This window comes from Amycolatopsis echigonensis (assembly GCF_014174495.1).
Classification (GTDB): Bacteria; Actinomycetota; Actinomycetes; order Mycobacteriales; family Pseudonocardiaceae; genus Amycolatopsis; species Amycolatopsis echigonensis.
On the sequence record NZ_JACJHR010000011.1, the window covers coordinates 95,328 to 119,603 of the forward strand.

A 24,276-nucleotide genomic window follows, 5' to 3' on the forward strand; every position below is an offset into this window, starting at 1 on the left:
TCCTCGGCGGCGCGAACGATTGTCTTCAGTGGGGAGCCGGAAAGGAGCGGGTGCGAGATGCCCGGGCGGCTGCGGAACTGGAACACACGCGTCGATGACTACCTGCGCCGGAAGGCGGCGGAGGGCGGCAACCTCGTCGCGATGACGCGGGTCGCCGCCGACCTGCGCGAACGCGGCGACACGGCGGAGGCCGAACAGTGGTATCGCCGGGCTGCCTCGGGCGGTGACCGGATCGCCATGACCGCGCTGGCCCACCTGCTGGCCGAACGCGGAGCCGACGACGAGGCCGCCCGCTGGTACCACGAAGCCGCGCAGGCCGGCGAGCCGCACGGGATGCTCGGATACGCCCGTACCTGCGAAAACCAGGGTCATCTCAACGACGCCGAACGTTGGTATGCCGCCGCGTTCCAAGCCGGTGCGACCGAAGCAGCCGGACTGCTGGGTCACCTGCTCGTCGAAGACGGCCGATACGCCGAGGCCGAGGGCTGGTGCCGCACGGCCGCGGAGGACGGCAACGCGACGGCGATGCTGGACCTCGGCACGGTCCTGCGAGAACTCGGCGCGCCCGACGAGATGGCGTACTGGTGGCGAGCCGCGCTGGACGCGGGCGAACTCTCCGCGACCTGCCTGCTGGGCCGGGAAGCGGAACGGACGGACCGGCAAGGCGACGCCGAGCGGTGGTTCCGTCGCGGCGCGAAAGGCGGGCACGTCGAGGCGAAGGTGCGGTTGGGACTGCTGCTGCATCGCCGGGGCGACCTCGAAGAGGCGGAGCGCTGGTACCTCGAAGCCGCCGAGGCGGGCGACGCGGCGGCGATGACCAACCTCGGCGTTCTCGCCCGCAATCGCCGCGACGACGGCGAGGCCGCGGCTTGGTACCGCAAGGCCGCCGAGCACGGCAGCATCCCGGCGCTTACCAACCTGGGACATCTCGCCGAATCCCGCAGCGACCTGGCACAGGCCGAACGCTGCTTCCGCGTCGCCGCGGAGACCGGTGACGTGCAGGGCATGCTGAGCCTGACCCGGATGCTGCGCGCCCGCGGCGCGACCGCCGAAGCCGACCATTGGCAGGCCCTCGCCGCCGACCGTCCACAGTAGACACTGCGCGCCTCGTCTCGGGGTCGATCTCCGGGATCTTCCCGGATGTTGTCCGGCACCGGCGCGGCTAGCGTCGATGAAGTGTTCCGACGCCTGCTTCTCGCCGTCCTCGCCGGCATCGCGGTGTTCCTGGTGCCGTGGACGGTCTATCTCGGGCTGACCCTGCCCGAGCACTTCGACACGAGCCAGTGGCGGGTCGCCTGGGTCGGCTTCGACATCGTCCTGCTGCTGTGTTTCGCCGCGTCCGTGCTGCTCGGGATGCGCCGCAGCCGCGCGTCGGTGCCGATGCTGGCCGCGACCGCCGCGCTGCTGTGCTGCGACGCCTGGTTCGACGTCGTCCTCGACTGGGGCGGTCCCGACCAGTGGGCCAGCATCGGCACCGCGCTGGTCGCGGAAGTGCCGATCGCGGTGTTCCTGATGCTGCGAGCGCGCGCCCTGCTCGCCGGCAACGCGCGACCGCGGCCGCTGACCATGCGCGACATCGCCGTGCACACGAACCCGAACTACCAGCGGTTGCTCCGGCTGCTGCCGGCCACCTCGGCCGAACTGCGCGCGCAGCTCCCGTCGATCGACGTCCCGGCCGCGCTGCTGACCCTCACCCACGCCGGATACACGCGTCGTGCCCGCGACGGTCGCTGGCACTCCCTCCCGCAGAGCACGAACGAAGCGAAGCCGGAGGACTTCCCCGAGGAAGACCGGCCGAAGCTGGCCGCCTACCTCGACGCGAAGTACGACCGCGAGGTGCGCCTGATGTCCTGGGCCGCCGAGCATCGCGACACCTTCGACGGCTGGACCGCCGGGAGCCGCGCCGGCATCCGGCTGAGCTACAAGGACCTGAAGGAGTTCCAAGCGGAGTACCTGGAACTGGTGCACCGCTACGCCGCCCGCAAACCCGGTCCGTCCGACGAGGCGCGTGATCTGGCCGTGCGGTTCTACGCTTTCCCGGAACCGAAACCCGCCGAGCTGGCGTAGGTTTCGCAGCATGATTCATCACGTGCAGATCGCCTGCCCAGCGGGCGCGGAGGACGACGAACGCGCTTTCTACACCGGTGTGCTCGGCTGGACGGAACTGCCGAAACCGCCGCTGCTGGCGGCCCGCGGCGGCTGCTGGTTCCAGGTGCCCGGCGTCGGCGGCCCGGACGGCGAACTGCACGTCGGCGTCGAGGCGGATTTCCGTCCAGCACTCAAGGCGCACCCGGCGTTCGTGGTCGACGTGGACGCCGTCGCCGCCGCGATCGAAGCCGCCGGCCGATCCGTGGCGTGGGCCGATCCCGCGGAAATCCCGGGCAGGCGGCGGTTCCACACCTTCGACCCGGTCGGCAACCGGCTGGAGTTCCTCGAGGGCTGATTGTCCTTTATGGACATTCAGTCGCCGACCGCGTCCCGTCCGCGCTTCACGATCAGCGGATCCGGTTCCCCCACCACGGTTTTGTCTTTGCCCTCATAGTCGAACCGGGACAGGAAATAGCGCATCGCGTTGATCCGGGCGCGTTTCTTGTCGTTGCTCTTGATCGTGATCCACGGCGCGAGATCGTTGTCCGTGCGGAGGAACATCGCCTCCTTGGCCGCGGTGTAGTCGTCCCATTTGTCGAGCGACTGCAGGTCCATCGGGGACAGTTTCCACTGCCGCACCGGGTCGACCTGCCGGATGATGAACCGCGTGCGCTGTTCGGCCTGGGTCACCGAGAACCAGAACTTCGTGACGGTGATCCCGCTCTCCACCAGCATTTCCTCGAACAGCGGCACCTGCCGCATGAACTGCTCGTACTGGTCCGGCGAGCAAAACCCCATCACCTGCTCGACCCCGGCCCGGTTGTACCAGGACCGGTCGAACAACACCATCTCGCCCGCGGTCGGCAGATGCTGGACGTAGCGCTGGAAGTACCACTGATGCGCTTCCCGGTCGCTGGGCTTGGCGAGCGCGACGACACGAGCGTGGCGCGGGTTGAGATGCTCCATGAACCGCTTGATGGTGCCGCCCTTGCCCGCGGCGTCGCGCCCCTCGAACAAAATGACGTGCCGGCTGCCGGTCTCGCTGATCGAGTTCTGCAGCTTGAGCAGTTCGACCTGCAGCAGATACTTGGTCTGGTCGTACTCCTCGCGCGGCATGCGCTCGTCGTAGGGATAGTTCTCCCGCCAGGTGTCGACCGCCTTGCCGAACGCGTCGATCAGCACGGGATCGTCATCGTGGTCCTCGCCGACCGAATGCCCGTCGATCTCGAGCCGATCGATGTACTCCCGCACGTCCCGCAACATGCGGCCGACCTTAAGCAGGACAGGTGAACGGGAGGTGTCTGGCAGCTGCCAGACCGGCAGGCGGTGCAACCGCGCGACGGTCAGCTGATTGGCGCAGTCCACTCTGTACTCCTCGCCGCTGATTCCGTTGAACCGCAGCCCTTCCGGCGAAAAGCCGGTCCCGAGCACCCCGAGATTCGCTTGTTCGCTCACGGCAAGCCAGGCCCCGGCGAAGTGCAGGTGCCTCCAGACCGCCACCCAGAGCATGCCCTGACCTGCGGATATGAGGTTTGTCATGAGCCTCGCCTGCGAAATCCACGTCGGTTCGGTGAGGGCTGCTCCTGTGCCGGTCAGGGCGGTCGGCGAGACGCTGTCGGCATGGGCAGGGAAACGGTAGTCGAGGTGGACGGCCTGCGGATCGACTACGGGTCGTTCGTAGCGGTCCACGGGTTGAGTTTCACGGTGCGCGCCGGCGAGGTTTTCGGGTTGCTGGGGACCAACGGTGCGGGCAAGACGTCGACAATGGACGTCCTGGAGGGGTACCGGCGGCCCTCGGCCGGGAGTGTGCGGGTCTTCGGAGTCGATCCGGCACAGCAGCGCGAGAAGATCGCGCCGCGGGTCGGGATCATGTTGCAGGAGGCCGGGTTCTTCGACGACCTGACAGTCGTCGAGTCGATCCGGGCCTGGCGGCGCTTCACCGCCGACGCGATGCCGATCGACGAGGTGATCGACCTGGTCGACCTCGGCAAGGTCGGGAACACGCGCGTGGGGAAGCTGTCCGGCGGAGAGCGGCGGCGCCTTGACCTGGCGCTCGCCGTCCTGGGGAGGCCGGAGCTGCTGTTTCTCGATGAGCCGACGACCGGACTCGACCCGCAGGCGCGGCGGCGGACGTGGCGGGTGCTGGAGAACATGGTCGCGGGCGGCATGGCGATCCTGCTGACCACTCACTACATGGAGGAAGCGCAGTATCTCGCCGATCGCGTGGCGATCATGGACCGCGGGCGCATCGTGCGCCACGGCTCCGTCGGCGAGGTGATCGGGGCCGACCACGGCTCGACGGTCACGTTCGTCAGCGAGGCTCCGGTGCCGGTCGAAGTGGCCGGGGTGTCGCAGGACGGCCGCCACTACGCGCTGAGCAGCACCGATCCGCAGGCGGACCTGCACCGGCTGCTCGACTGGGCCCACCGGGCCGGCGCGCGGATCTCCGAACTCGAGGTCCGGCGCAATTCGCTCGAAGACGTCTTCCTGCGGGTCGCCGACGAGGCCGACCTCGCTGTCACCGCGAAGGAGCGCTGATGACTGCCGCGGCACCCGTGCTGCCCGCCGCCCGCCGATCGCTGGGCTGGTGGCGCTACACCTGGTCACAATTCCTGCTGTCGCAGAAGGTGCACTGGCGCGATCTCGGTTTCGCGCTCACCGGAGTGCTTATTCCGCTCGGGCTCGGCATCGGATTGCCCGCGAGCCAGCACGGCAAGGGCGAGGTCGCCGGCATCGACGGCGGCGTGTACCTGCTGCCGGGGATGATGGGATTCGTCCTCGTCTGGATCGTCTACAACGTCGTGAACTCGGCGACGAGCCGACGCGGGAAACTGATTTACAAAAGGCTGCGCGGCACCCCGCTGCCCGACACCGCGATCATGACCGGAGAAGCCATGAGCGGATCCGTCACCAGCGTCGCGCAAGTAGTGGTGCTCTTGGTTTTCGGGCTCGTTTACCTGGGCGGCCCCGCGCCGGCGAACCCGCTGTTGCTGCTGGTCGGCGTCGTGCTGGGCGCGTTCACGTTCGCGCTGCTGGCGATCGGCGTTTCCGGACTGCTGCCCACCAGCGAGGTCTCGACGTGGCTGGTCACGCCATTCCTGTTCCTGATGATGTTCGCGTCCGGAATCGTTTTCCCGCTGTCGGAGATGCCGCACTTCCTGCAGGTTCCCGTGCAGTACCTGCCCTCGAGTTCGGTGGTCGAGATTCTGCGCACCGCTTACCTCGGCCGCGACTTCGCTTCGAATCCCGCGACCGCCCAGCTGCCCCGCGAAGTCGGATTCCTGCAGTCGTTCCGGGCGTGCGTCATGCCGCTGGGACTACTCTGTGCCTGGATCGGCGTTTCCCTCGGCCTGGGCAAGCGCTTCTTCAAATGGGACCCGAAACGGACGGGCTAGGCGGGAGGACGTGTGGACCGGTGGAGCCCCGGGACACTGGGCCGCGTCGTCGCGCTGCTGATCCTCGGCACGGTCGTCGCGTTCACCGGCGAAGGGTTCTTCCTCTGGCTCAGCACCCGGCCCCCGATGGTCGACGTCCTCTTCGCGGTGCTGGCCGGCGCCGGTCTGCTGGCCGCCATCGGCCGCGTCGTGTGGTCGGTGGTGCGCCGTTCGTCCTCCCGGAGCGAGCACCTGGTCGACGTGGCCATCGCCACCAGCCTGTCCTACGCGCTGCTGCTGGCCTTCGGACCCGCGTGGCTGGCGCTGCCCGCCCTGGTCGCCGGGGTCGCGGCGATCAGCTTCACCGGAGCCAAACGCTGGCTTTTCCCGCTGCTCGTGCTGATCAGCACGGCCGGGATCGCGTTCCTGCACGACGTGCCGGCGTTCGCGGTGGCCGAGACGTTGCTCCGCTCGGTCGTGACCGTCGTCGTGCTGGCCGGGATGGGGCTGCTGGTCGCCTACGCGGCCGAGGTCCACGCCAGCCGCGACGAACTGGCCCGGATGGCGGTGGTCGAGGAGCGGTTGCGCTTCGCCCGCGACCTGCACGACGTGCTCGGGCGGGGCTTGTCGGTGGTGCGGCTCAAGGCCGAACTCGGGGTGCGGCTGCTGGACGCCGACCCCGGTGCCGCCCGCGACCAGTTCGTGCAGATCGCCGAGCTCGCCGGCAGTTCGGTGTCCGAACTGCGCAAGGTGATCGCCGGCTACCGGCAGCCCAGCCTCGCCGAGGAGCTGCGCGGCACGTCGTCGATCCTCAGCCTCGCCGGCGTCCGGGTGGTCGCCGATCCGGTGCCCGAGGACCTGCCCGCACCCGCGGCCGAGGCGATCGGCGCGGCGATCCGCGAGGGCGGCACCAATATCCTGCGCCACAGTGCCGCGGAGAACTGCCGCGTCGAGTTCGTGCGCGAACCGGCGGCGCTGACCGTCCGGATCTCCAATGACCGGCCGCACGCCGGGGGCGCCCGGGCCGGCCACGGGCTCACCGGCCTCGCCGAGCGGCTCGCCGCGGTGCACGGCACGCTCGACCACACCGGCGCGGGCGACGAGTTCGTGCTCACCGCTCGCGTTCCCCTTGACCTGCCGAGGAAAAACTCATGACCCTGCGGATCGTGCTGGCCGAGGACCACGCCCTGCTCCGGGAATCCCTGCGCACGGTGTTCAGCCTCGCCGACGACATCGAGGTGGCCGAAGCCGTGGACAACGGCGCCGACGCGCTCGAAGCCATCCGGCGCGAACGTCCCGACGGAGCCATGGTCGACATCGACATGCCGCGCATGTCCGGCCTGGAGGTCGCCGAGGCGGTGCACGCCGAGGGCATCCCGTGTGCCCTTCTCGTGGTCACCAGTTACGGCAAACCCGGGTACCTGCACCGCGCCATGCGGGCCGGGGTGCGCGGGTTCGTCACGAAGAACATCTCGCCGGACGCGCTGATCGACGCCGTGCGCAAGGTGTGCGCCGGCGGACGGCACGTGGACCCCGAAATCGCCGCCGACGCGCTCGCGGTCGGCGAGACGCCGCTGACCGATCGGGAGCTGGAAGTGCTCCGGCTCTCGGGAGCCGGGCTGCGTCCCGCCGAGATCGGCGCGCGGCTGTCGCTGGCCGAGGGCACCGTGCGCAACTACCTGTCGAGCACCCTGACGAAACTGCAGGTCGACAACCGGGTGGCGGCCTACCGCGTCGCGGAGGAGGCCGGGTGGCTGTGACGGACCTGTTCGAGCTTTATCAGGACCTGCACCGCCATCCCGAACTCTCCGGCGCCGAGGAGCGCACCGCCGCCGTCCTCGCGCGGGAACTGACCGGCCTGGGCTTCACCGTGCACCCGGGAATCGGGGGCCATGGTGTCGTCGCGGCGCTGGACAACGGCGAGGGGCCCACGGTCGCGCTGCGGTCCGAACTGGACGCTTTGCCGCTGACCGAACGCACTGGTTTGTCTTACGCCGCAAGCGGTTCCGCGATGCACGCGTGCGGGCACGACCTGCACCTCGCCGCCGTGGTCGGCGCCGCGGCGGAGCTGACCGAGGACCGGGCTAGCTGGCGGGGCAGGCTGGTCGTGCTGGGACAGCCGGGCGAGGAGACCCTCGACGGCGCGCTGGCGATGGTGGCCGACGGCGTGCACGACGTTTTCGGGAAGCCGGACGCGGTGCTGGCCCAACACGCCGTGCCGGGACCGGTGGGGCGGATCGGGCATTCGCCCGGGCCGATCACCGCGCCGTGCGCCGAACTGGCGATCACCGTGCACGGCCGGGGCGGGCACGCCGCGGTGCCGCACCTCGCGGTCGACCCGGTGGTGCTGGCCGCACATCTCGTGGTGCGGCTGCAATCGGTGGTGGCACGGGAAACCAGCCCGGCCGAGCCGGTGGTGGTCACGGTCGGCTCGATCCACGCGGGCGACGCGGCCAACGTGATCCCGTACCGGGTGCGGCTGGGAGTGAGCGTGCGTTCGGCGACCGACGGCGCGCTGAGCCGCGCGCTGACCGCGGTGGAGCGCGTGTGCCGCGCTGAGGCCGCCGCGTCCGGGGCACCGGTCGAGCCGGAGATCCAGACGGTCCGCTCGGCCCCCGCGACGATCAACGACCGGCAGCTCACGCTCGCCGTGCGGGGCGCACAGCTGGCTGCCCTCGGCCCGAACCTCGTCTCCTGGACGCCGCCGGTGGCCGCGGCCGAGGACGTGAGCCACCTGGCTGAGGGCGCGCCCCTGTGCTACTGGACGCTCGGCGTCGGCGACCGCGGAACCAACCACTCGCCGGACTTCGCCCCGTCTCCCGAGGCACTGCCGGCGGCCGTGCGGGCGCTGGTGCTCGCCGCGCAGGCGGTCTTCGCGCCCGGACGCTGAGCTATCCGGAGTCAGTACTCAGGGTGACCGCAGCGTAGGCAGCCATGCACTCTTAGCATGACTTTCCTAAGGGAACCCTAAATTAGCTGTCAGCTAACTACTCCAGACGGGTGATATCGCTGCGTAACCCGTCTACCGGGTGCCGAGTTTGGTTTACGTTCGCCTTGTGCGAATCGCTCGAAGCGAATAGCACGAAACTGGGGAATCAAAAGCCTGGGGGGCTTGCATGATGACCGCTGCTGTCATTTCCGCTTTCGCGGTTGTGTCCGGTTTGCCCGGAGTATCCGCTACCGGAGCCACCGTTCCGGCACCGCCGAGGTGTGTGCCGAGCACACAGTTCGCCAACGTCGGATTCGAGCTGGCGGAATGGGAGTACCTCGGTACTCAGGGCGGGGAATACCGGTACCGCTACAGCTTTAACGGCTGGACTCAGGGCACGGTCGCCTGCACCCCTAGCTGAATTCCCTTCGCTTTTATCGCGGGAGGAGGTGAAAGGAATGCAGGAGATCACCAACGCCGTGGACGCGGTGGAGGAGCTGCAGGTCGAGGAGCTCGTCGAGACCACCGCGGCCGGCACCGCCTTCTCGATCGGCAGCGCGGGCTGCCCGTCGAGCGTCGGCACCGCTTCCAGCTTCGGCTGAGCGCGTCCGAATCCGGAAAAACACTGGTCAGCACATCCGAGGAGATCGATATGAACGAGTTCGACACCCAGGTCGAGCAGGCGTTCGCCGAGGACATCACGGTGGAGGAGCTGGGCGAGGTGGCCGGCGCCGGCACCACGAACACCGGCGGCACCATCAGCTCCACCACCTGCCCGGCGTGCATCGGCACCGCCTTCAGCTGGTCCTGAGAGGACAACGCACATGGACATGCAGGAGTCGCAGGACTTCACCGAAGAACTGACCGTCGAAGAGCTGTCCGACGCCACCGGCGCCGGCTGGTGCGTCGGGTCGGCCGGCACGTTCGGCTGCCCCTCCAGCGCGGGCTCCTACGGCACCGTCAGCTCGCACTGAGCCTCTGAACAGGGAGAACATCATGAACGAAGAGATCTTGGAGCCGGCGACGACCGAGCTGACGATCGAGCAGCTGTCGGACGCGCAGGCGGGCAGCTTCTGCCTCGGCAGCGTGGGCACCGCGGGGTGCCCGAGCTCGGCGGGCACGGTCGGCACCGCGAGCTCGAGCTGACAATCCCCTGCCCCATCCGCGGCGAAACGAATTTCGAAGGGAGGTTGCCATGGAGAACGCTACCACGCAGGCCCCGCAGGCCGAGGAGCTCGTGATCGAGGAACTCACCGAGGCCGGAGCCAGCAATTGTTTCGGAACGGCGGGCAGCATCGGCTGCCCGGTGTGCTTCGGCACCTACGGCTGCGCCACCTGATCCAGGCGCGTTAGCCGATATTCCACACACCCGTGGTCGCCGCCGAATGATGAATCTTTTTATAGCCGGCGGCGACCACGCGGTGCGGATGAACACGTGCCGAGAAAGGAACTGGGGGATGGCAGAAATCGTCCAGCGGCTGTGGCGGCACTTCGCCCGTCAGGAGCCGTTCGGCAAAGACGCTCCGGGCTTCTTCGCGGAGCTCGCGGAACGCGCACCGGTGGTGCGGTTCGACGGGATGTGGGTCATTTCCGGCTACGACCTGGTGACCCGGCTCTGCACCCACCCCGGCTTCCCGATGGCGGCTCCGGTGTTCCAGGAGGACGTCCGCCGGGATAACCCACAGTTTGTTCGCTTCTTCAGCGGCACCATGTCGGTGCGCGCCGCCGAGGAGCACCAGCGGCTACGAAGCGTGCTCACCGGAGCTTTTTCCGGCCGCCGGCTGGCCGCGCTGCGCGGCCGGATCGACGAGGTGGTGGCCGAGTTGCTGGCCGAACCCCTCCGGCGCGGCGAGGCCGAGTTCGTGGCCGACATCGCGACGCCGCTGCCCGCGCGGGTCACCGCCGTGCTGCTCGGCATCCCTCCGGCCGACCGTGACCTGGTCACCGCGAGGGCGACCGGCATGATGAACCAGCTGGCCGCCGGTTTTCTCGCCGAAGCGCATCCCGAGGCCGGTCCGCCGATCACCGCCGCGGAGTTCGCCGAGCTGCGCGAGTACGTCGCCGGCCAGCTCGCCCGGCGCCGCGCGGAACCGGCCGACGACCTGATCGGGCACCTTGCCCAGGCGCAGCAGGACGGCAAGCTCTCCGCCGACGAAGCCGTCGACATGGTGCTCCTGCTGTTCATGACCGGCCTCGACACGGTGACCGCCGCGCTCGCCAACACGCTCGTCGTCCTGTCCGAGCGCCCGGAGATCGCCGCGGCGCTGGCCGCCGACGAGCAGCGCGCCGACCGCGTGTTCGCCGAGGCGATCCGGCTGCGCACGCCGGTCGCGTTCGGCTCGCGCCAGGTCACGCACGACCTGTCCGTCGGCACCCTGGACTTCAAGGCGGGCGACACCGTCATCCTGGCTTTCGCCGCCGCCAACCTCGACCCGCGCAAGTTCGCCGAGCCGCTGGAGTTCCGGTGGGATCGGCCGATCACCGGCAACGTCGCGTTCGGCCACGGCAGCTACTACTGCCTTGGCAGCGCGCTGGCCGCGATGACCGCGCAGTCGCTGCTTCAGGCGGTGCACCACCGGCTGCCGACCCCGAGCCGTCCGCTCGCCGAACTGCCGTGGCGGCAGTCGCTGGCCTTTCCGACCCCGCGCGTGCTGCCGGTGACCTTCGCCCCGGCGCTCGCGGAAAGCGGTGCGCGGTGAGCACCCGCTTCCGCTCCCGCGCGGGCGCCGAGTTCCGCCAGGTCGAGGAATCCGACTGCGGCGCGGCCTGCCTCGGGATCCTGCTCGCCGGTTTCGGCAAGCACCTCACCTGGCCGGAGCTTTCGCAAGCGTGCGGCGGCGGACGGGACGGGATCAGCGCCGCGACGCTCGCCCGGCGCGGGCAGCAGTTCGGGCTCACCGTGAGCGCCAAGCGCGTCCGGCTGTCCGGAGCCGAAGCTGACCTCGCCACCTTGCGCGGACTCGCCGCGCCCGGGGTGGTGTTCGTCGACAACCGGCACTTCGCGGTGCTGGAGCGAGTCGGCCGGAAGGGCCGCGTGCGGCTGCACGACCCGGCGGCGGGCAGGCTGACACTGTCGCTGGCCGAGTTCCGCACCCGGTTTTCCGGGCTGTACCTGGGTTTCCGGCCCGGTGCCGGGTTCACGCGCGGTGGCGCGCCGCAGCGGGTGCTGCCGCGCGCGATGCGCTGGCTCGGCGCGGGACTGCCCGCGGTCGTCGGCGCGGTGACCGCGGGCGTGTTCACCGCCGCGCTGACGGTCACGGCCGCGTTGCTCGCCTGGTCGTTGGTCACCGCGACCGCCGGGCCGAGTGCGCAGTGGCTTCTGACCGCCACCGCAGTCGGCGTCGCACTGGCGGGCTGGGCGCAGCAACGCTTGCTTTCGGCAGCGCTCCTGCGCACGTCCCTCACGCGGTCGAGCGAACTCGTCGGGCATCTGCTGCGCTTGCCCGGCAGCTACTTCCACCGCCGGTTCACCGGCGGCGTCGCGGCGCGGGTACAGATCGCCGACACTATCGCGCAGCAGCTCACCACGGTGGTGCTCCCGGTCGCGGTGAACGCCGCCGCGGTGCTCGGACTGCTCGTCGTGCTGACCGTGCTCGCCCCTGCGGCCGCCGCGGTCCTGCTCGGCAGCACGCTGATCACCGCCCTGTTCCTGCGCCTCGGCCGCCGGTCCGGCACCGAACGGCAGTCGACGCTCATGGTCGAGCAGTCGGCGCGCGACGGGCTTTCGCTCAACGTGCTCTCCGCGATCGACACGGTGAAGGCCGAAGGCAGCGGACGGCAAGCGTTCGCGCGCTGGTCCGCGGCGCAGCGGAAAGTGCTTACCGCGCAACGGAAAGTCGCGCTGGGCGAGCACAGCTTCGGGCTCGGCGTCACGGCACTGCACGCCGTCGGGTACGCCGTCTGCCTCGCGCTGACCGCACTGGTCGCGCCCAGCGAAGTCATCACCGTGGCCGTGCTGGCCGGAGTGTGGCAGCTGCACGCGGGCGGGCTGGTCACCGGACTGCACCGCATCGGCGGCCTGCGCAGCAGCTTCGCCGCGTACGACGACGTGGCGGGCGCCGAGACCGATCCGTCCGATGTGGACACACCCGTCGCCGTGGGCCCGGGCCGCGTCACCGTGCGCGGCCTGCGCTACGGCTACGACACCAACGCCGAACCGCTGCTGGTCTCGCTGGATCTCGACGTGCCGCCCGGCGGTCGCATGACCTTGGTGGGCCCGAGCGGCTGTGGCAAGTCGACATTGGCGAAGGTGCTGGCCGGACTCGTGCGGCCGTGGTCGGGCGTGGCGCTGGTCGACGGGAAGCGCACCGCGGACCTTCCGCCTTCGGTGCGGCCGTCGCTGGTCGGGTACGTGCCGCAGCGGCCCGCGTTCTTCGAGGGCACCGTGCGGGAAAACCTGGAGCTGGGCACGCGGCTGCCGGACGACGCGATCGCCGCCGCCCTCGCCGACGCCCAGCTCACCGAAACGATCGCCCTGCGCGGCGGCGTCGACGGAGCTACGGTGAGCCAGCAGGCCCGCAACTTCTCCGGCGGCGAGCGGCAACGGCTCGCGCTGGCCCGCGCGCTCGCCCGCAACCCGCGCGTCCTCGTACTCGACGAAGCGACGAGCGCGGTCGAAACAGCTCTCGCCGGACGGATCGACGCGGCGCTGCGGGCCCGTGGCACCACGACGATCGTGGTGGCGCACCGGCTTTCCGAAGTCCGCGCCGACGACACCGTCGTGCTGCTGGACCGCGGGAAGGTGCGTGTCTACGGGACGCACGAAGACCTCGTCGCACACGCCCGCGGGTATCGCGACTTCGCGGAGGTGGCCGGATGACCACGCTGCCGCCCGAAGGAATGACCGGACGCGGACTGCTGTCGTTCGCACTGGCCGGCGAACGGGTCCGGCTGGCGATCACGGCCGTGCTCGGCCTGCTGGCGACGGTCTTCGGATTCGTCGTGCCGCTGGCGGGCATGGTGCTGGCCATCGCGATCGCCGCGGCGAACCACGATGCCGTGCCGTACGCCGCCGGAGCGCTCGCCGGGCTGCTCGCCTTGCAGCTGCTGACCACCGCGGTGGTCGAACGCGGTCTGCTGACCCTCACCGACCGGGCTCAGGACCGGCTCGAATCCGCGCTGTGGCATCGGCTGCTGAGCCTGCCCTCGGCGTTCTTCCGCCAGTACCCGCTGCGCCGGTTGATGGGCTTCGCCGGCGGCGTCGGCCAGCTGCGCGGACTCCTCGGCAGCGGGGGCCTGACCGCCGCGCTGCACGCGGTGTTCGCACTCGTCGCGGTCGCGTTGCTGGCCTTGCTCGACCCGTGGCTCGCGGTCGCCGCCACCGGGATGTTCGGGCTGGTGCTCGGCGCGATGCTGTGGCTTTCCGTGCGCCAGCAACGGCACGACACCGACGTGCTGGCCGCGGTCGACGACGTGCAGGCCGCGGTCTATCCGGCGATGCTCGGCATCGACGACGTGCGGGCGTTCGGCGCGCAGTCCTATGTGGTCAGTCGCTGGCGCGAGGCGTTCACGGCGCAGAAACGGTCGGACGACAAGGGGTTGCGGTACTCGGAGATCGCGAGCGCACTGGCCGTGGCGTGCTATCCGGCATTGCTCGCTGTACTGCTGCCGATGACCGCCGGGCTCGGGTTCACCGCGCAGTGGACCGTGGTCATGGTCGCGATGACGCTCAACCTCACCGCCGCGCGGCTGCAGGGCGCGCTGGTCGGCCTGTTCTCGATCGGCCCGGTGCACGCGCGGCTCGCGCCGGTGCTCACGACGCGTCCGGAAACGCCGCCGGACCCGGTTCCGCTCCCCCGCGCTCGCGGCGCGGTGGTGCTCGACGGCGTGAGCTTCCGCTATCCCGGCCAGACCCGTGACCTGCTGCAGGACATTTCCCTGCGCATCGAACCGGGCGAATTCGTCGCGCTGGTCGGCGCGTCCGGCGCGGGCAAGTCGACCCTGCTCCGGCTGCTGCTCGGCCTCGACCACGCCGACCGCGGCCGGGTGCTGGTGGACGGCGTGGACGTCCGCCATTGCGACGTCGACGAGCTGCGGACGCGGATCGGCTACGTCGCACAGGACGCCACGCTCATGCGCGGCACCCTCGCCGAGGTGATCTGCGGGGCGGCCGGCGAGACGGACCTGCGCCTGGCCTGGCAGGCGGCGGAATCGGCACAGCTCGCCGACGTGGTCCGCGCGCTGCCGATGGGCCTGCACACTCAGGTCACCGACGGCGAGAGCGGGCTGTCCGGCGGCCAGGTGCAACGACTGCTGCTGGCCCGCGCGCTGGCCAAACGCCCGTCCGTGCTGCTGCTCGACGAAGCGACCAGCGCGCTCGACGCCGCCGCGCAGGAACTCGTGCGGCGCGCGGTGGACGACTTGCGGCTGACCCGGGTGGTGGTGGCCCATCGGCTCTCCACCATCCGCTCGGCCGACCGGATCGCCGTGCTGGAGCACGGCCGCATCGCCACCCTCGGCACGTTCGCCGAGGTGGCCGGCCGTTCGGAGGCTTTCGCCCGGCTGGTGGGCACCGCCCGCCGGCTCGACTGAGGGGAACAACCATGACGAAAAGCATCAACCGGGTCACGAGGTTCAACCGGTCGCTGCGGGTGCTGACGGTGCCCGGCGACGCGGTGTACCTCACCAGTGAGCGGACCACGCAGACGCGGCTGGCCGGCACGCTGGTCGAGCGGCTGGCGCCGCTGCTGGCCGACGGGCAGCTGAGCCGCGACGACATCAAGGCCGCGCTCGCCGAGGCCGACCCCGCGCGCATCGACGTCGCGCTGGACCGGCTGGGCCGCAGCGGCTACGTCGTCGAGGTCGACCCCGAGGTCGACCCGCGCGTCGGCGGCTACTGGGAAGCGTCCGGTGTGGACGGGGACGACGCGGTGCGCCGGCTTGCCGCGGCGAACGTGCGCGTGCTGACCGCGGGCGAGGTCGACGCCGCCGGGTTCACCGAGGCGTTGCGGGCGCTCGGCACCAACGTGACCAGCGAGCCCGGCGGGTTCACCGTCGTGCTCACCGACGACTACCTGCGCCCGGAACTCGCCGAATGGGGCAAGCAGTTCCACGAGGCCGGGATGCCGTGGCTTCCGGTGAAGCCGGTCGGCAGCATGATCTGGGTCGGCCCGGTTTTCGAACCCGAGGTCACCGGCTGCTACGAATGCCTGCGGGTGCGGCTGTCCAACAAGAACGTCCTCGCCTCCTACCTGCGCCAGCGCGGCGTGCTCGACAGCCCCGCACTGGTCAACTCGGTGACCGGCACCCCGGTCACCCAGGACCTGGCGCACCGGCTCGCCGCGCTGCACGTGGGCAAATGGCTCACCGGGGCGTTCGCCGCGGGACGCGCGGCGATGCCGCAGCCGCCGGGCGGGGTCGCCGCGGAATACGGCACGCCGTGGCAGGCCGAGGTCATCACGCTCGACACGATCAGCCTCACCCAGGAGCACCACCCGTTCCAGCGGCGTCCGCAGTGCCCGCTGTGCGGTGAGCCGGACCTGCAGGCGCGCCGCCAGGAAACGCCCGTGCGGATCGAGTCGCGCCCACGGATGGCAAGCAGCGACGGCGGATACCGCTCGCGTCCGCCGGAGCAGTTCGTCGCCCGGTACGAGCACCTGATCAGCCCGGTCACCGGACCGATCAGCAACCTCGTGAAGGTGCCGCTGGAGGTCGAGGGCCTGCACACCTACACCGCGGGCCAGAACTTCGCGATCCCGATGGCGAACGCCAACGACCTGCGGGCGGGGCTGCGCAGTTGCAGCGCGGGCAAGGGAATGAGCGACGCGCAGGCCAAGGCGTCCGCGCTGGGCGAGGCCATCGAGCGTTACTCCGGCCTGTTCCACGGCGACGAAGCCCGCCGCACCGCGCGCTACACCGATCTGGATCCGGCCGAGGTGATCCACCCCAACGCGGTGCACCTGTACAGCGAAGCGCAGTTCCGCGACCGGGCCGAATGGAACGCGCGCCCGTCGCACTTCCACTGGGTCGCCGACGACCTCGACCCGCACGCCGAGGTCGAATGGTCGCCGGTGTGGTCGCTGACCGAGCAGCGCACCAAGCTGTTCCCCACCTCCGGGCTCTACTTCGCTTACCACCACCCGGAAAACCGGTACCAGGCCGGAGCGAACTCCAACGGCTGCGCCGCGGGCACCAGCCTCGAGGACGCGGTGCTGCAGGGCTTCATGGAACTCGTCGAACGCGACACGGTCGCGATGTGGTGGTACCACCGGCTGCGCCGCCCGGCCATCGATCTGTCCACTTTCGACGTTCCCTACTTCGCCGAATGGCAGCAGCGCTACGACGCTCTCGAACGCGACACCTGGGTGCTGGACCTGACCAACGACCTCGGCATCCCGTCGGTGGCCGCGGTTTCGGTCCGCCGCGACAAGCCCGCGCAGGACATCCTGTTCGCCCTCGGCGCCCACTTCGACGTGGAGGTGGCGATCGGGCGGGCGCTCTCGGAGATGAACCAGTTCCTGCCCGCGGTGATCGGCATGAAGGCCGACGGTTCGGGCACTTACGCCTACAACGACCCCGACCAGCTGCACTGGTGGCGCACCGCGACCACCGAGAACCAGCCGTACGTGCTCCCGGCCGAAGGCCCGCGGCGCACCAAGGCCGACTTCGCCCGCTACGAAAGCTCCGATGTCCGCGACGACGTGCTGCGCGCCGAGCGGATTGTCGCGGAGCACGGCATGGAAATGCTGGTGCTGGACCAGACTCGCGTCGACATCGGCCTGCCGGTGGTGCGGGTGCTGGTGCCCGGGATGCGGCACTTCTGGCCCCGCTTCGCGCCCGGCCGGCTGTACGACGTGCCGCTGGAGCTGGGCTGGATCGACCGCAAGCCGTCCGAAGCCGACCTCAACCCGATTGCGATGTTCCTATGACCACGCTCGAACGCACCGCCGAAGCCGTCGTCACCTTCCGCCGCGACATTTCCTTGCTGCACAAGGACGACCAGGTCCTGCTCGGGCTCGCCGACCGCGCGGGCTACCGGCTCAAGGGCGTCGGCGCGCCGATGCTCGAAGCACTCGAGCAGGTCCGCGCCGGGTTGCACACCGAAGAGGAACTGGTCGCCGAGCACCCGAACTCGCCGGTCGCCGCCGTGCTGGCCAAGGTGGAACCGTTCCTCGCCGCCGGTTTCCGGCTGCGCGGCGAGCGCGTGGCCGTGCTGGAACGCACCGGCGTGACGCCGCTGCGGCCCGAACTGCCCGAGATCGCCGGCGGGTGGCTGCGCCTCGGCAAGTTCAGCCTGCTGCGCCGCCGCGGCGGTGAGCTGGTGATCGAATCGCCGATCGGGAAGTATCGTGCGGTGCTGCTCGACGCGGCGCTCGCCGGGGCCGTGGCCGCGCTCGCCGTCGCGCGGCCGGTGTCCGAACTGGACGCGGAATGGCATCCCGTGCTGGCCGCGCTGGCTGGTGCCGGTTTCCTCGACCTCGGAACGGACGGCGAGTTTCCCGCGGACCAGGACGACGTGCTGCGCCAATGGGACGTGCACGACCTGTACTTCCACAGCCGCAGCCGGATCGGGCGCACCGACGAGGCGTTCGGCGGCCGGTTCCCTTACGTGGGACAGATCGAGCCGCTGCCCGCGGTGAAGCCCGCCCCGGAGGGCCCGGCGATCACGTTGTACCGCCCCGAGTTCGACGTCGTGCGCTCGGCCGATCCGGGCCTGCAGGAGGCCATCGAGGCGCGCCAGTCCATCCGGACGTACGGCGAGAAGCCGATCACCGCGCAGCAGCTGGGCGAGTTCCTGTACCGCACCGCGCGGGTGCGCGGCACGTACGGGCCGCGGCCGGAGGCGCGCATGCCGTACGAGGGTTCGAGCCGTCCGTACCCGTGCGGAGGCGCGGGCTACGAACTGGAGCTGTACCTGACCGTGCGCCGGTGCGACGGGCTGGAGCCGGGCATCTACCACTACGACGCGGGCGAGCACGTGCTGCGGCTGGTCAACGCCGACGAGGCCGTACGGGAGGAACTGCTGTCCGTCGCGACGCTGTCGACCGGCGGCCAGGCCGTGCCGGACGTGCTGGTGACCATGACGTCCCGCTTCCAGCGGCTCTCGTGGAAGTACCAGTCGATCGCCTACGCCGTGACCCTCAAGCACGCCGGCGCGCTGTACCAGACGATGTACCTGGTGGCGACCGCGATGGGGCTGGCCGGCTGCGGGCTGGGCAGCGGGGACGCCGACGCGTCGGCCCGCGCGTTCAAGCTCGACTACCTGCGGGAGTCCTCGGTCGGCGAGTTCATCCTCGGCAGCGCCCCTGCGGAACTGCCGGCGCCGGTGAGCGGGGACGGCGCGCTCGACTGGCGCGCGGGCAACGACCCGGGCTGGCAGGCCGAGGCCCTGGCCGCGCGTAGGCGGTGACGACCGTGGCCGAACTGCTCGTCTCCCGGATCTGCGGGCTGCCCGCCGCGGTGCTCGACGGCCTGCGGGCCCCGGAGACCCTTGCCCTGCTGGAGGAGGCCGAGGCCGCCGCGGCACGCAAAAACGCGCTGCGCGAACCGGTCTGCGACCTGCTGCACGCCGTCATCGGGCGCGACGGACTGTCGCGCGACCAGCGGCGCGGGCTCATCCGGCTGCGCCGGGGCGTGTTCAACGACCGCACCGACGAGGCCGGGCTCCGGCTCTCGCGCGAGGTGCTGGCCCCGGCGGACGCGGAGCGGCTCGGCGAGTGGCACCAAGCGCTGGTGCGGGAGCGGGAACTGCTGGAAAAGGCGGCTCGGGCGCTGACCGGCGAGCTGGCGGCGGCGCAGCACGCGGTGTCGGCCGCGTTGCGCCAGCCCGACGTGCTCGCCGGGCTCGCGCTGGCCAGCCCGGAGTTCGTCACGGCCTTCACTGACCGGCCGGAGCTGGGCAAACCCGGCGGCAGGCTGAGCCGCAGCGCGGTGTCGTATCTGGTGCGGACCACGCTGAAGCCCAGTCCGTTCGGCACATTGACCACGGTCGGCGTCGGCGGCTTCGCCGGAGCGGTCGATCCCGGCCGGGAGCGCAGGTTGGTGAGTTCTTCGCGCGTCGCCGCGCGGCTCGCCTACGCGGCGCTGGCCAGCGACCCGGTCGTGATGCCCAATGTGGACACCAGGTTGGTCGGCGACGAGTGGCTCGCCGCGTTGCCGGTCCACCTCAAACGCGGTGGCGTGTACTTCCGCGAGGACGAGGTCACGGCGTTGCCCGGCCCAGTGCCGTTCGACGCTCGCCCGCGCCGCCTGCGAGAACTGGCCGCCTTGCTGGGCTGCTCGCTCGACGAGCTGCGCCGGCTTCTGGATCAGGGCCTGCTGTTGCTGGTGCCGCCGTGGGAGCTGGCCGAACCGCGGCATTTCACGGCGTGGGGCGAACCCGCGCTGGCCGAAGCCGAAAAAGTCGTTGCCGGCAAGGAAAACGGACGCCAGCGCGCCGAAGCCGTGCTCGCCCTCCGTTCCCGCCTGCGCACGACGTTGGCCGAGCGCGACCCGGCCCGCGCTGGATGGCTGGACGGACTGGGCCTGGTGCACGAAACCGTCGCGCACGGCCCGGAGCCGGAAACCGTTCCGCCCGAGTGGGTTCCCGGAGAACTGGACCGCCTCGAAGGCGTGTTGCGCTCGACGGTGCGGCCCCGGGCGGGTTACTTCGATCTGGTCCGTTTTTTCGTGCACCACTACCGCGACGGCAGCGCCGACCTCGCCGAGTTCGCGTTCCGCGCGGTGCGGGACCTGGACCCGATGTGGTGGCTTTCGCGGTGCGCGGTGCCCGACCCGCAAGCGCGTGAGGTGTCCGGGGCGAGCGTCGGACGGCCCGCGCACTCGGTGTTCTGGCAGGTCGCGGGCGACGCGCTGGTGCTCAACCAGGTCCACCCGGGTTACCTCGGCGCGGTCGCGCGCTGGGCGGGCGTGCCGGGTCTGTCCGATCAGGTCGAAACGGCGATGGCCGCCCTGCACGAACGGCGTTTCCCGGACGCGGCGGTCTACCAGCTGACCGCACACGCCGACTGGACGGATACGCAACGCCCGGGCGTGCGTGCGACGCCAGTCCTGTCCTGGGGAGCCGAACGTGCTTACGGCGGCGTGCCGATCGACGGTTTCCGCGTGCGCCACGACCCGGCCACCGGCACGCTCGAAATCCTTGACCCAACCGGACGCCCCGCGGCGTTGAGCTATCTCGGCGCGGTGCCCGCACACCTGCTGCGCGGCGTGCCCCGCGTGCTGCAACTGCTTTCGGACCCGTGGCTGTCGCTCGGCCCGTGGGCACCGACGCCCGGATCTGGCTTCCGCGACCGCGTGACCGACGGGCGGCTCGTGCTGCGCCGGGCCCGCTGGACGCTGCCCGCGTCGGCGCTCCCGAAGCTCGGCAGCGGCCCCGACCTCGACTTCCTCCGCGCCGGCCGGATGTTCCGGGCCGAACACGGGCTGCCCGAGCAACTGTTCGTCCGCGGGCTCGCCGCGGGCGGGACGCCGCTGAGCAAACCGCAATGGCTCAGCTTCGACTCCCCGCTCGCGGCGTGGACGGCGCTGAAAGGCGTGGCCGGCGCGGAGGAACTCGAATTCACCGAAGCGCTGCCCGCCGCGGGTGCGGCAGCCGGGCGCGTCACGGAATTCCTCACGGTGGTGACCCATGATTGATGCCGTGCTGCGACCGGAGTGGCGCTATTGGCGGGTTTACGTGCCCGATCTCCGGTCCGTTCCGACGCTGTTGCGGCAAGTCGTGCACCCATTCGTCGCCGCGCACCGCGAAGGATTGCGGCGGTGGTTTTTCCTGCAGTACATGGACATGTCGGGCCTGCAGCTGCGCGTACGGTTCAACGCGCGCCCCGAAGCCGCGTCCGAGGTCGAAGCGGACCTGGACCGACGCTTCGCCGAACACGGCGCGGAAGTCGTGAAACGCTGGTACGAACCGGAATTGGCGAAATTCCGCGGACGCGACGGCGTGGAGTTCGCCGAACGCGTCGCGCACCTCGGCAGCGAAACCGCCCTGGAACTGCTGCCCGCCCGGACCCCGGCTCGCCGCATCGCATTGGCCGCGGCCCATACGGCGGTGATCGCCGACGGCTTGCCCACGACGCAGCAGGTGAGTTTTCTGCACCAGTACGCGTGGTACTGGTCAGGTCGCGGTGCCCGGACCGTCGCCTGGCGTCCCGCCGCCGCGACCGCGCACCCCGGCGATCCGGCCGCCGTACGCCAAGCGAGCCGCCTCGCCGAAACCGTGGCGCGGGAACTCGCGAGCGATTCGGTCGGACGCCCGTTGCGCCGTTACGCCGAGCGGTTCTGGGCGGAGTACGAGGACTCGGCACGCCGCGTTTCGCCTTACCGGGCCGCTTTCCAGCACGTCCACCTCATGAACAATCGGCTCGGCGCCGTTCCCGGAGAGGAGGCACAAATCGCACGGTTGTTGTGGGTGCGACGAATGCGTAGCATCGAATAGGGGTAATTAGCCAACAAAATCGGCAATCAAAAATAACGACGCCAGACAGGGAGAAAGATCATGGACTCAGGTTCCAGCGGCGCGGCGAGCAGCATCGGCGACCCGGACGACGACCACCCGAACCCCGTCGGGGACGCAGTGGTCAAGGGCGTGCGCACGGTGCTCGGCAAACTCGGCCCGGCCGGCAAGAAGGCCGCCGAACAGCTCCCGAAGAAGAAAGACAAGTAGTCCGGTGCCGCCTCGCGCGCGACCGCGGCGCTGAGAGCGGGCCTATTCCCGTTCCCAGCGCCGCGGCCGTATCACGCGGGTACCGGAATCCCGATGATCGATCGAGTGAAAGCCCCGGACCGGGAACTGCATGGGCGGATATTCCGCACGATTGAACTCAAGAAGACCCGGGTCGTAAGCCGGCTTGGCCACGCCGGAGCTCCCGGTCGCCGTCCAGACAGCGAGGACCCCCTGTCACCAGGGGGTCCTCGCTTTACTGTCTCGACCAGACAGTGCGCCCGAAGGGATTCGAACCCCTGACCTTCTGATCCGTAGTCAGATGCTCTATCCAGCTGAGCTACGGGCGCGTGTTCAGTTGTTAATCTAGCACCTGCCGAAACAAGCACCAGCGGAGGCTCCGGGATTTGAACCCGGGAGGGGGGGTTACCCCCAACCGCATTAGCAGTGCGGCGCCATAGACCAGACTAGGCGAAGCCTCCTGGGTCCCAACGACCACTGCTCAGATAGGTTACACACCCCTCCGCCCCCTCCGGAAGGCACCCCCCTCAACGCTGCAGCAGCCGCCGCAACCAGGGGGAACGTCCGCCGAGGCCCTCGGCTTCGAAGGTCGCGATGCCTACGCGCGGCAGCGACCCGACGCCTGGGTAGACGAGGTAGCGCGGGACCCACCGGGGCTGGAACTTGGCGTTGAACCGGTAGAGGCTTTCGATCTGGATCCACCGCGAGAAGAAGTGCAGGACCTTCGCCGAGAGGCGCGCGACCGGGCCCGCTCCGATGCGCTGACCCTGCTCCATCAGGGCGCGGAAGGCGGCGAAGTTCAGCGACACGTGGTCGATGCCGTTCTCGCGGGAGTACAGCAGCAGCTCCGAGATCATCAGCTCGTTCACGCCGTTGTCGGCGGTGCGGTCCCGCCGCATCACGTCCAGCGAGAGGCCTCGTTCGCCCCACGGCACGAACTGCAGCACGCCCCGGACGCGGCCGCCCTGTTCCGCGGTGACGATCACCGAACCGGGGTCGCCCATGCGGCCCAGCGCCATCGAGAACCCGCGTTCGGTTTCGGTGCCGCGCCAGGCGGCGGCCAGGTGCACCAGCTCGGACAGCTCGCCGGGACGCAGGTCCTCGGCCCGGCGCACCAAGACCTTGTAGCCGGCCCGCTTCGTCCGCGACGACGCCTGTCGCACGCCGCGCATCACGCGGCCTTCCAGCGTGAACGTCTCGGTGTCGACGACCGCCTCGTCGCCGATTTCCAGCACCTCCAGGCCGAACCGGGCCCACACCGTCGCGCCCAGCTCGGACGCGCCCATCGCGGCGGGCAGCCAGGCGTTGCGCTTGCAGATGTCCAGGTACTCCTCGATCGCGCCGGGCCACGCCTCGTGGTCGCCGAGCGGGTCGGCCGACGTCAACGCGACCCCGGCGATCACGCGGAACGTGACGGCCGCCTTGCCGGTCTTGGAGAAGACCGCGAACTTGTCGCGGCGCAGCGCGAAGTAGCCCAGCGAGTCCCGTTCCCCGTGCTGCTTCAGCAACTCGTGCAGCCGCGCGAGTTCGTCGTCGGACAGCTCCGGCGCGGGTTCGGACGAGCGCAGCAAGAAATACGCCGACACCAGTACGCCGGTGATGCTGAAGACCAGCCCGACCGACGCGGACAGGTCCTCGAACCACATCTCGTGGAACACCGCGGGCCCGCTGACGCCGGCGAGCGCGAGCGCGGACTGGGAAAACCGGTCCGCGAAGCTCATCGGGTCGAGCATCCGGGCGGGCGCGACGGACAGCAGCGCGAAGTTGAGCACGAACCCGGCCAGCACCAGCTGTAACAGCACTCGCAGCGCACGCCAGCGGCCAACGGTCGGGTCCGGGCGGGCGATGAAGTACCGCCTGGTGCCGATGAGCCCGGCGAGCAGCACCACGGACACCACGCCCGCACCGAAAACGTGCCGCAGCCCGAGGTGTGACAACGCCAACAGGGCGGCGAAGCCGACCGCCAGTTGCCAGGCGCGGCGCTTGCGGCGACGGAGCCCGGCCGCGAGCATGATCAGCAACACACCGGTGACCAGCGCCACAGCGGCCGCCGCGGTGGTCGCTTCGCTCGGCAGCTCCAGCCATTTGGCCACGTGCCCGCGCACGTCGCGGCCCATCGGCACGACCGTGGACACGATGGCCAGCAGCCCGGCCAGCCTGGTCACCCAGGTGATCGCGACGACCGACGTGACGCCGGCCGCCTGCCAAGTGTGCTGCGCGCGCGTCTCGGTCACCACGCGTGCAACACGCACGGCCCTGCCATG

General features: G+C 70.4%; 24 protein-coding genes and 2 tRNA genes. 22 read left to right on the plus strand and 4 right to left on the minus strand.

Going from position 1 to position 24,276, the window contains the following annotated elements; translation table 11 throughout:
• The first annotated feature begins 57 nt into the window (after nucleotides 1–57).
• The 3 genes from H5411_RS10505 to H5411_RS10515 all read left to right on the plus strand — a co-directional run bounded on the left by H5411_RS10505 (nucleotide 58) and on the right by H5411_RS10515 (nucleotide 2,443).
• A complete protein-coding gene (locus H5411_RS10505; protein WP_101436453.1) occupies nucleotides 58–1,095 on the plus strand; it encodes a tetratricopeptide repeat protein in 1,038 nt (345 codons plus the stop codon).
• An 81-nt stretch (nucleotides 1,096–1,176) separates the two neighbouring features.
• Entirely contained in the window at nucleotides 1,177–2,067 is an 891-nt protein-coding gene (locus tag H5411_RS10510; protein ID WP_244194639.1) for a hypothetical protein, read from the plus strand.
• Nucleotides 2,068–2,077: 10 nt separating this feature from the next.
• Nucleotides 2,078–2,443 (plus strand): VOC family protein, encoded by a 366-nt coding sequence (locus H5411_RS10515; protein WP_101436455.1) that lies wholly within the window; start codon nucleotides 2,078–2,080, stop codon nucleotides 2,441–2,443.
• Between the two features lie 17 nt (nucleotides 2,444–2,460).
• On the opposite strand, the gene ppk2 is transcribed toward H5411_RS10515, so the two are convergent.
• The gene (ppk2, locus tag H5411_RS10520; RefSeq protein WP_244194640.1) at nucleotides 2,461–3,597 is read right to left on the minus strand and encodes a polyphosphate kinase 2; all 1,137 of its coding nucleotides are present in this window, start codon (nucleotides 3,595–3,597) and stop codon (nucleotides 2,461–2,463) included.
• Between the two features lie 111 nt (nucleotides 3,598–3,708).
• On the opposite strand from ppk2, the gene H5411_RS10525 reads away from it, so the two are divergent.
• The 19 genes from H5411_RS10525 (at nucleotide 3,709) to H5411_RS10615 (ending at nucleotide 21,994) form a co-directional block, all read left to right on the plus strand.
• Nucleotides 3,709–4,626, plus strand: coding sequence for an ABC transporter ATP-binding protein (locus tag H5411_RS10525; protein ID WP_183123673.1), 918 nt, complete (start codon nucleotides 3,709–3,711; stop codon nucleotides 4,624–4,626).
• Nucleotides 4,626–5,483: an ABC transporter permease gene (locus tag H5411_RS10530; protein ID WP_183123674.1), complete on the plus strand. Its 858-nt coding sequence runs from the start codon at nucleotides 4,626–4,628 to the stop codon at nucleotides 5,481–5,483. Before H5411_RS10525 ends, H5411_RS10530 begins: the two co-directional genes overlap by 1 nt.
• A gap of 12 nt (nucleotides 5,484–5,495) precedes the next feature.
• Entirely contained in the window at nucleotides 5,496–6,617 is a 1,122-nt protein-coding gene (locus tag H5411_RS48900) for a sensor histidine kinase (RefSeq protein WP_101436458.1), read from the plus strand.
• Nucleotides 6,614–7,222: a response regulator transcription factor gene (locus tag H5411_RS10540; RefSeq protein WP_037368971.1), complete on the plus strand. Its 609-nt coding sequence runs from the start codon at nucleotides 6,614–6,616 to the stop codon at nucleotides 7,220–7,222. The genes H5411_RS48900 and H5411_RS10540 overlap by 4 nt, the downstream gene beginning before the upstream one ends.
• Nucleotides 7,213–8,352: an amidohydrolase gene (locus H5411_RS10545; RefSeq protein WP_183123675.1), complete on the plus strand. Its 1,140-nt coding sequence runs from the start codon at nucleotides 7,213–7,215 to the stop codon at nucleotides 8,350–8,352. The genes H5411_RS10540 and H5411_RS10545 overlap by 10 nt, the downstream gene beginning before the upstream one ends.
• Before the next feature lie 322 nt (nucleotides 8,353–8,674).
• On the plus strand, nucleotides 8,675–8,812 hold the full coding sequence (locus H5411_RS10550) for a hypothetical protein (RefSeq protein WP_183123676.1): 138 nt from the start codon (nucleotides 8,675–8,677) through the stop codon (nucleotides 8,810–8,812).
• Nucleotides 8,813–8,849: 37 nt separating this feature from the next.
• Complete coding sequence (locus tag H5411_RS10555) at nucleotides 8,850–8,993, plus strand: thiocillin family RiPP (RefSeq protein ID WP_107503639.1); 144 nt, start codon at nucleotides 8,850–8,852, stop codon at nucleotides 8,991–8,993.
• Between the two features lie 50 nt (nucleotides 8,994–9,043).
• Nucleotides 9,044–9,202: a RiPP peptide gene (locus H5411_RS10560; protein WP_143271399.1), complete on the plus strand. Its 159-nt coding sequence runs from the start codon at nucleotides 9,044–9,046 to the stop codon at nucleotides 9,200–9,202.
• A gap of 13 nt (nucleotides 9,203–9,215) precedes the next feature.
• Nucleotides 9,216–9,365 carry a thiocillin family RiPP gene (locus tag H5411_RS10565; protein ID WP_009085976.1) on the plus strand — a complete coding sequence of 50 codons (150 nt, stop codon included), beginning with the start codon at nucleotides 9,216–9,218 and terminating at the stop codon, nucleotides 9,363–9,365.
• A gap of 22 nt (nucleotides 9,366–9,387) precedes the next feature.
• A complete protein-coding gene (locus H5411_RS10570; protein WP_158242476.1) occupies nucleotides 9,388–9,537 on the plus strand; it encodes a hypothetical protein in 150 nt (49 codons plus the stop codon).
• A gap of 49 nt (nucleotides 9,538–9,586) precedes the next feature.
• On the plus strand, nucleotides 9,587–9,730 hold the full coding sequence (locus H5411_RS10575; protein WP_183123677.1) for a hypothetical protein: 144 nt from the start codon (nucleotides 9,587–9,589) through the stop codon (nucleotides 9,728–9,730).
• 118 nt (nucleotides 9,731–9,848) lie between these two features.
• On the plus strand, nucleotides 9,849–11,090 hold the full coding sequence (locus tag H5411_RS10580; protein ID WP_158242477.1) for a cytochrome P450: 1,242 nt from the start codon (nucleotides 9,849–9,851) through the stop codon (nucleotides 11,088–11,090).
• Nucleotides 11,087–13,210, plus strand: a complete 2,124-nt coding sequence (locus H5411_RS10585) for an ATP-binding cassette domain-containing protein (protein WP_183123678.1) — start codon at nucleotides 11,087–11,089, stop codon at nucleotides 13,208–13,210. The genes H5411_RS10580 and H5411_RS10585 overlap by 4 nt, the downstream gene beginning before the upstream one ends.
• The gene (locus H5411_RS10590) at nucleotides 13,207–14,922 is read left to right on the plus strand and encodes an ATP-binding cassette domain-containing protein (protein ID WP_183123679.1); all 1,716 of its coding nucleotides are present in this window, start codon (nucleotides 13,207–13,209) and stop codon (nucleotides 14,920–14,922) included. Before H5411_RS10585 ends, H5411_RS10590 begins: the two co-directional genes overlap by 4 nt.
• Nucleotides 14,923–14,933: 11 nt before the next feature.
• Entirely contained in the window at nucleotides 14,934–17,258 is a 2,325-nt protein-coding gene (locus tag H5411_RS10595) for a TOMM precursor leader peptide-binding protein (protein WP_220816764.1), read from the plus strand.
• Nucleotides 17,255–18,739 (plus strand): SagB/ThcOx family dehydrogenase, encoded by a 1,485-nt coding sequence (locus H5411_RS10600; RefSeq protein ID WP_183123680.1) that lies wholly within the window; start codon nucleotides 17,255–17,257, stop codon nucleotides 18,737–18,739. Before H5411_RS10595 ends, H5411_RS10600 begins: the two co-directional genes overlap by 4 nt.
• 5 nt (nucleotides 18,740–18,744) lie before the next feature.
• Nucleotides 18,745–20,967, plus strand: a complete 2,223-nt coding sequence (locus H5411_RS10605; RefSeq protein ID WP_183123681.1) for a hypothetical protein — start codon at nucleotides 18,745–18,747, stop codon at nucleotides 20,965–20,967.
• The gene (locus tag H5411_RS10610; RefSeq protein WP_183123682.1) at nucleotides 20,960–21,766 is read left to right on the plus strand and encodes a thiopeptide-type bacteriocin biosynthesis protein; all 807 of its coding nucleotides are present in this window, start codon (nucleotides 20,960–20,962) and stop codon (nucleotides 21,764–21,766) included. Before H5411_RS10605 ends, H5411_RS10610 begins: the two co-directional genes overlap by 8 nt.
• A gap of 60 nt (nucleotides 21,767–21,826) precedes the next feature.
• Nucleotides 21,827–21,994, plus strand: coding sequence for a hypothetical protein (locus H5411_RS10615; protein WP_158242479.1), 168 nt, complete (start codon nucleotides 21,827–21,829; stop codon nucleotides 21,992–21,994).
• 273 nt (nucleotides 21,995–22,267) lie between these two features.
• Here H5411_RS10615 and H5411_RS10620 read toward each other — a convergent pair.
• From H5411_RS10620 to H5411_RS10630, 3 genes are all read right to left on the minus strand, one after another.
• Nucleotides 22,268–22,341: transfer RNA gene (locus H5411_RS10620), tRNA-Arg, on the minus strand.
• Nucleotides 22,342–22,383: 42 nt separating this feature from the next.
• Nucleotides 22,384–22,473, minus strand: a tRNA-Ser gene (locus tag H5411_RS10625).
• A gap of 66 nt (nucleotides 22,474–22,539) precedes the next feature.
• Entirely contained in the window at nucleotides 22,540–24,249 is a 1,710-nt protein-coding gene (locus H5411_RS10630; RefSeq protein WP_183123702.1) for a phosphatidylglycerol lysyltransferase domain-containing protein, read from the minus strand.
• Nucleotides 24,250–24,276: the final 27 nt, after the last annotated feature.

Bases quoted from the DNA above. Each gene is read 5' to 3' on its own strand.
- H5411_RS10610 (WP_183123682.1), top strand. From the start codon at position 20,960: ATGATTGATGCCGTGCTGCGACCGGAGTGGCGCTATTGGCGGGTTTAC.
- H5411_RS10580 (WP_158242477.1), top strand. From the start codon at position 9,849: ATGGCAGAAATCGTCCAGCGGCTGTGGCGGCACTTCGCCCGTCAGGAG.
- ppk2 (WP_244194640.1), bottom strand. From the start codon at position 3,597: ATGCTCTGGGTGGCGGTCTGGAGGCACCTGCACTTCGCCGGGGCCTGG.
- H5411_RS10590 (WP_183123679.1), top strand. From the start codon at position 13,207: ATGACCACGCTGCCGCCCGAAGGAATGACCGGACGCGGACTGCTGTCG.
- H5411_RS10505 (WP_101436453.1), top strand. From the start codon at position 58: ATGCCCGGGCGGCTGCGGAACTGGAACACACGCGTCGATGACTACCTG.
- H5411_RS10565 (WP_009085976.1), top strand. From the start codon at position 9,216: ATGGACATGCAGGAGTCGCAGGACTTCACCGAAGAACTGACCGTCGAA.
- H5411_RS10600 (WP_183123680.1), top strand. From the start codon at position 17,255: ATGACCACGCTCGAACGCACCGCCGAAGCCGTCGTCACCTTCCGCCGC.
- H5411_RS10515 (WP_101436455.1), top strand. From the start codon at position 2,078: ATGATTCATCACGTGCAGATCGCCTGCCCAGCGGGCGCGGAGGACGAC.
- H5411_RS10525 (WP_183123673.1), top strand. From the start codon at position 3,709: ATGGGCAGGGAAACGGTAGTCGAGGTGGACGGCCTGCGGATCGACTAC.
- H5411_RS10575 (WP_183123677.1), top strand. From the start codon at position 9,587: ATGGAGAACGCTACCACGCAGGCCCCGCAGGCCGAGGAGCTCGTGATC.
- H5411_RS10555 (WP_107503639.1), top strand. From the start codon at position 8,850: ATGCAGGAGATCACCAACGCCGTGGACGCGGTGGAGGAGCTGCAGGTC.
- H5411_RS10615 (WP_158242479.1), top strand. From the start codon at position 21,827: ATGGACTCAGGTTCCAGCGGCGCGGCGAGCAGCATCGGCGACCCGGAC.
- H5411_RS10570 (WP_158242476.1), top strand. From the start codon at position 9,388: ATGAACGAAGAGATCTTGGAGCCGGCGACGACCGAGCTGACGATCGAG.
- H5411_RS10560 (WP_143271399.1), top strand. From the start codon at position 9,044: ATGAACGAGTTCGACACCCAGGTCGAGCAGGCGTTCGCCGAGGACATC.
- H5411_RS10540 (WP_037368971.1), top strand. From the start codon at position 6,614: ATGACCCTGCGGATCGTGCTGGCCGAGGACCACGCCCTGCTCCGGGAA.
- H5411_RS10595 (WP_220816764.1), top strand. From the start codon at position 14,934: ATGACGAAAAGCATCAACCGGGTCACGAGGTTCAACCGGTCGCTGCGG.
- H5411_RS10530 (WP_183123674.1), top strand. From the start codon at position 4,626: ATGACTGCCGCGGCACCCGTGCTGCCCGCCGCCCGCCGATCGCTGGGC.